Origin of the sequence: Streptomyces sp. SID3212 (genome assembly GCF_009865405.1) — a bacterium.
GTDB lineage: Bacteria > Actinomycetota > Actinomycetes > Streptomycetales > Streptomycetaceae > Streptomyces.
This window is the reverse complement of the sequence record NZ_WWJY01001057.1, coordinates 1-5,061: the sequence shown is the minus strand read 5'-3', so window position 1 is coordinate 5,061 and position 5,061 is coordinate 1. Positions and strand designations below refer to the sequence as shown.

Genomic DNA, 5,061 nt, shown 5'->3' with positions numbered 1-5,061 from the left:
GCGCGCGGCTGGCGGGGGCTCTTCGACGCCAACGCGGCGGCCTGGGCGCCTCTTTGGGCCGCCGACGTCTCCGTACCGGGGCATCCGGACCTCCGGGCGTGGCTGCGCGCGGCGCAGTACGGCCTGCTGACGAGCGCGCGGGAAGGCGGCGGCGACAGCATCGCGCCCACCGGGCTGAGCAGCGACAACTACGCGGGCCTCATCTTCTGGGACGCCGAGACCTGGATGTTCCCCGGCCTGCTCGTCACCCGTCCCGAACTGGCCCGCTCGGTGGTCGAGTACCGCCACCGCACCCGCGCCGGGGCCGCCGAGAACGCCGAGAAGCTCGGCTTCGAGGGGCTGTTCCACTCCTGGACCAGCGGCGGGCGCGGCGAGCTGTGGACGGAGTGCCAGAGCTGGAACCCGCCGCACTGCGTGACGCAGAACCACCTCCAGGGGGACATCGCGCTCGCGGTCTGGCAGTACTACGTGGCGACCGGCGACCGCGGGTGGCTGCGTGAACGTGGATGGCCGCTGCTGAAGGGGAGCGCGGAGTTCTGGGCGTCGCGGGTCACCGCCAACACCGACGGCAGCTACTCGGTGAAGGAGGTGGCGGGCCCCGACGAGTACAGCAACGGCGTCACGGACGGCGTCTTCACCAACGCGGGCGCGGCGACCGCCCTGCGCCACGCCACACGCGCCGCCACGCTGGTCGGGGAGGCGGCTCCCGCGCGCTGGTCGGAGATCGCCGACCGCATCCGTATCCCCTACGACGCGAAACGGAAGATCTATCTCCAGTACGCGGGCTACACCGGCTCACGCATCAAACAGGCGGACACGGTGCTGCTGACATACCCCTTGGAATGGCGGATGCCGGCAGGCGCGGCGGCGGCGACGCTGGACTACTACGCGGCGCGAACGGACCCGGACGGCCCGGCGATGACGGACTCGGTGCACGCGATCGACGCGGCGGCGATCGGGGAGCCGGGCTGCGCGACGTACACGTATCTCCAGCGCGCGATCAGACCGTTCGTACGGGGCCCATTCGCGCTCTTCTCGGAGGCCAGGGGCAGCAAGGCGGGCGCGGACGACCCCCTTTCCGGCTCCCCGGCACAGGACTTCCTGACAGGAAAGGGCGGCTTCCTCCAGGTCTTCACGCACGGCCTGACGGGCCTTCGGCTGCGCGAGGACGGGGTACGCCTCGACCCGACGCTGCCGCCGCAGCTGGCGGCCGGGGTGGACGTACGGGGCCTGCGCTGGCAGGGCCGTACGTACGACGTCCTGATCGGACCCCGGGAGACCACGGTACGACTGACGTCGGGCGCCCCGTTCACCCTCCACACCCCCACGGGCCCGAGGCGCCTGGCCTCGACCCTCACCCTCCCCACCCGCCGCCCGGACCTGACCCCCACGACGAACGCGGCCCGCTGCCACCCGGCGAAGGCGTCGTCGGAGGAGCCGGGCCTGTACGCGAACGCGGCGGTGGACGGCAGTGACGCCACGTCCTGGGTCCCCACCACCGCCACCTCGACCCTGACGGTGACGCTGCCCCGCCCGACGAGGATCGCGACGGTCACCCCCCACTGGACAACACCGACCGCGCCGTCCTACCAGGCGGAAACCTCGACGGACGCCACGCACTGGCAGCCCTTCCGCCCGGGCACACGGACGCGGCACATCCGCCTGACGCTGACACAAAGGCCGACGACAGAACCGACCAGGACGGGCGTCCGGGAACTGACGGTCACTCATGTCGTGAGTCCCTGAGTCCGCCTCGTCAACTCCCCTTGGTTGTCGGCGCCTTGATCGGTCGGGCATTGGTTCCACCCCCTCCCCGTCGACCCGCGTTTCCCCGTGGTTCGACGGGCCGTCACTCTCGACGGAGCGTCTCGATAGGTGTTTAATGATCGACTTGGCCATCGAGGAGTCCGGAGTGAGCCGGTCGGCGGAGGACCGTGGGGCGCCGGCGCCGGCCCGCCTCAAGGCCGCGGACGCGGCCGTCGGCGAGGCACAGGGGAGCGTGTAGCCATGGCGGGAAACTACTCGGCCGACATCCAGGCGATCCTCGCCGGGTCGAAGCACATCGCCTCCGCCGTCTCGTACGGCGAGAGGATGGTGCCCAACTTCGAGCAGGACAGCGAGGGGTACTCCGGCTGGTGGGGCGAGGAAGGCGGCGACGACCTCTTCGCGAATCAGGTCGGGGAGCAGGTCAGGGACGAGCAGGAACGTGTGATCACGACCGCCAACGCCATCACCGAGGGGTTCCTCGCCCTGGTCGACGCCGTGGCCGGGGAGGCCCAGAACGTGCGGAGGCCGCAGGAGTTGGCGATGGACGACATCACCACGCATGGCGCGGAGAGCGAGTCCAGGCGCTGAATGGCGATCATGTTCCCTCCCGCTCTGCGGGAGTTCATCGAGATCTGGGTGGGCGCCAACGTCGCCACCGGTAACGAGGACCTGGGCTACGACAGCCGCAACGCCTACAGCCGGCTGGCCGACGACGTCGAGGCACTCTCGGACGCGATGAAGTCCGCCGTCGCCACGGCGGGGGACTCGCTGCCGCCCAGGATCGCCACGGAGTTCGTCGCCGCGGTGAAGACCTTCGTGGACGACGGGGGCCGGAACCACCTCCAGGACTTCTCGACGGAGATCCGGGCGACCGGGCGCCGTCAGGTGGACCGCTCGATCCAGCTCTCGGAGAGCAAGTACCAGATCCTCCTCGAGTTCATCTTCATGAATCTCGAACTGGCCCTGATCGCCGCGCTCGCCGTGTTCACCGGCGGCACCTCGGTGACCCAGGTGGCCGTGGTCAAGGCACGCAGCGCGCTCGCCATCCTCCTGATCCTCCAGCGGATGGGACGTGCCGTCCCGACGCCGCTGTCGGCGCTGTTCGAGGCGATCCAGGAGGCGTTCATCACCTTCGCCGCGCAGGTGATGTCCATGACCCTGCCGGACATCCCCGACCGGCGGCGCAAGGACTTCGACTGGGGGGACATCGGGCAGTCGGCGGTCCTCGGCGCGCTGGCGGGGGCGTTCGGCGGTTTCTTCTCCCAGGCGACCGCCCCGTTCTTCAAGGACTTCTTCAAGAAGAACCCGGGATGGAAGGAGGTCTACGAACTCCCTCACACCTTCGTCAACGAGGGCCAGGCCGAGACCTTCGCGACGACGTTCACCAACCTCTTCTTCTTCGGGACGTTCGCCGTCAACCCCGCGACGTTCGTGAGCGCCGGACTCAGCGGGGCGTTGTACGAGGGCGCTTCCGATGTCGCGGGGTACGGCGGGAAGTGGGTCAACAAGACGTTCTTCCCGGAGCTCAACTGGGGCCGGGGTGACGTGGATCACCAGGTGGAGGGGGGCGGGGGTGGAGGCGGGCGCGGGAGCGGCGCCGACAACAACCGGCCGGTCGGCCACGATTTCGGGCCCCTGCCCCGCCCCTACACGGCTTCGACGTACGAGAACCCCGAGAGCTGGGACGGTCCTGGTCCCGTCGGGACGGCGAACGGATCCGGGACGGGTCCCTCTGTGGCGCCGTACCGGTCCGACGTGGACAACGACGGCACCGCGTCGTTCATCAGCGACCTCTCCTCCGGTTCCGGTTCCAGTTCCGGCTTCGATTCCGGCTTCGATTCCGATTCCGAGGTGGACTTCGGCCCCTACAGCGCCTACAGCGACACCTCGTCCGTGCCGGACTACGACTCCGCCTTTGGCGCCTACCCGGCGCAGGGGTTGGTGTCCACCACGGGGCCGGGTGCGACGACCGGACTCGGCGTGGGGGGCACGGTCAAGTACTCGTCGACTGTCGACGGCACCGTTGACGACGTGTGGGGGGATTCCAGCGGCGAGTCCATCGCCTCCGTCCTCAACCCTCCGGCCGGTTCGGGTGCGAGGGGCTTCACGAACAATCCGTACGCCGACGCAGGTGCGGTCGGCGCCGTGCCGACCGGGTCCGGGGCGCCCGCGACCGTATCGGCCATGTCCACGGCGCCGGCCGGCGAGACCGAGACGGGGTCGGGTGAGGCCGCCGGGGCCCTCGGGGCGTCGCCCGGTCAAGCGCTCTCCGACGACGCCAAGCTGGATGCCGGGCGTGGGTTCAGCGCCCTCATGCAGGAGATCGGCCACCCCGTCGTCCTCGGGGGCGACGCCCAGGGCAGGGTGCAGTTCGACAACCCGCGCCCCCTCGGCACCCTGGAGTTCCACCTCCCCTCGGAGGTGGGCCAGTCGGAGGTGGGCCAGTTCGCCGACGACATCAACCGGGCCCTCGCCGACGCGGGGCCCGGGGTGTCGCCGGACGCCCTGCGCGTAGGACCGGACGGGCGGTCCCTGAACGGTCTTGTCCAGGGTACGGAGATCAGCGTCGGCACCGCCCCGCACGCCTTCGCCGACACCACCGTGACCGACGGCTTCACCGTCCCCGCCGTCACCGAGTCACTGGCGGACACCGCGTACGCGCTGGCCCTGACCACCGACGAGCAGCAGCGTGCGAGGGACCTCTTCGATCTGCTGTGGGGGCTGTCGCACACCCCGGCCGACAACCCGCTCCCGCCCGCGCGGCTGGAGGCCCGGCACGGAGACGCCTACCGTGCCGCGCACCCCTCCGGGGCCGCCCCCACGCTGACCGCCCGGCTCAGTGAATTGCTCGACGGGGTCGCGCGGAACCCCGACACCCGGTCGGTGTACGAGGCGACCTGGTCGGCCCTCGGCGCCGTACCGCACGACCTGACGCTGCTGAACGAGCAACTCACCGCCCTCGCCGAGACCTTGCGCGCCTCCGAGGCGATGCTTCCCGGCCCGGCGGTCTCCGAGACGACCGCCCCCGACGAGTCCGTCGTACGGGAGGCCGAAGCCGAGCTGACCCGTGCCGAACAGGCCGTCCGGGACGCGGAGGCGCTGCCGACCGCCGAGCAGGTGCAGCAGGCACGGCTGGAGTGGAGGCAGGCGCGGGCCGAGGCCCGGAACGTCGGACGGACGGCCACGGAGAGCGGTCCCCGGCCGGGCCCGGACCGTGCCGCCGACGCTCAGGAGCGTGCCGCCACCGCCCAGGAGCGGTGGCTCGACCTCCAGCGGCGGTACGAGGGCGGCGCG

The 5,061-nt window shown here is 71.1% G+C and carries 4 protein-coding genes; all 4 read left to right on the top strand.

Features of this window, described 5'->3' with window-relative positions; all coding sequences use genetic code 11:
* Window positions 1-1,746 (top strand): glycosyl hydrolase family 65 protein (locus GT042_RS31555; RefSeq protein WP_161312112.1); only part of this gene is annotated, 1,746 nt, incomplete at its 5' end.
* Between the two features lie 136 nt (window positions 1,747-1,882).
* Complete coding sequence (locus tag GT042_RS39980; protein ID WP_272925784.1) at window positions 1,883-2,005, top strand: hypothetical protein; 123 nt, start codon at window positions 1,883-1,885, stop codon at window positions 2,003-2,005.
* Between the two features lie 2 nt (window positions 2,006-2,007).
* Complete coding sequence (locus GT042_RS31550) at window positions 2,008-2,355, top strand: hypothetical protein (protein WP_161312111.1); 348 nt, start codon at window positions 2,008-2,010, stop codon at window positions 2,353-2,355.
* A 9-nt stretch (window positions 2,356-2,364) separates the two neighbouring features.
* On the top strand, window positions 2,365-5,061 hold a 2,697-nt coding region (locus GT042_RS31545), incomplete at its 3' end, for a hypothetical protein (protein WP_161312110.1).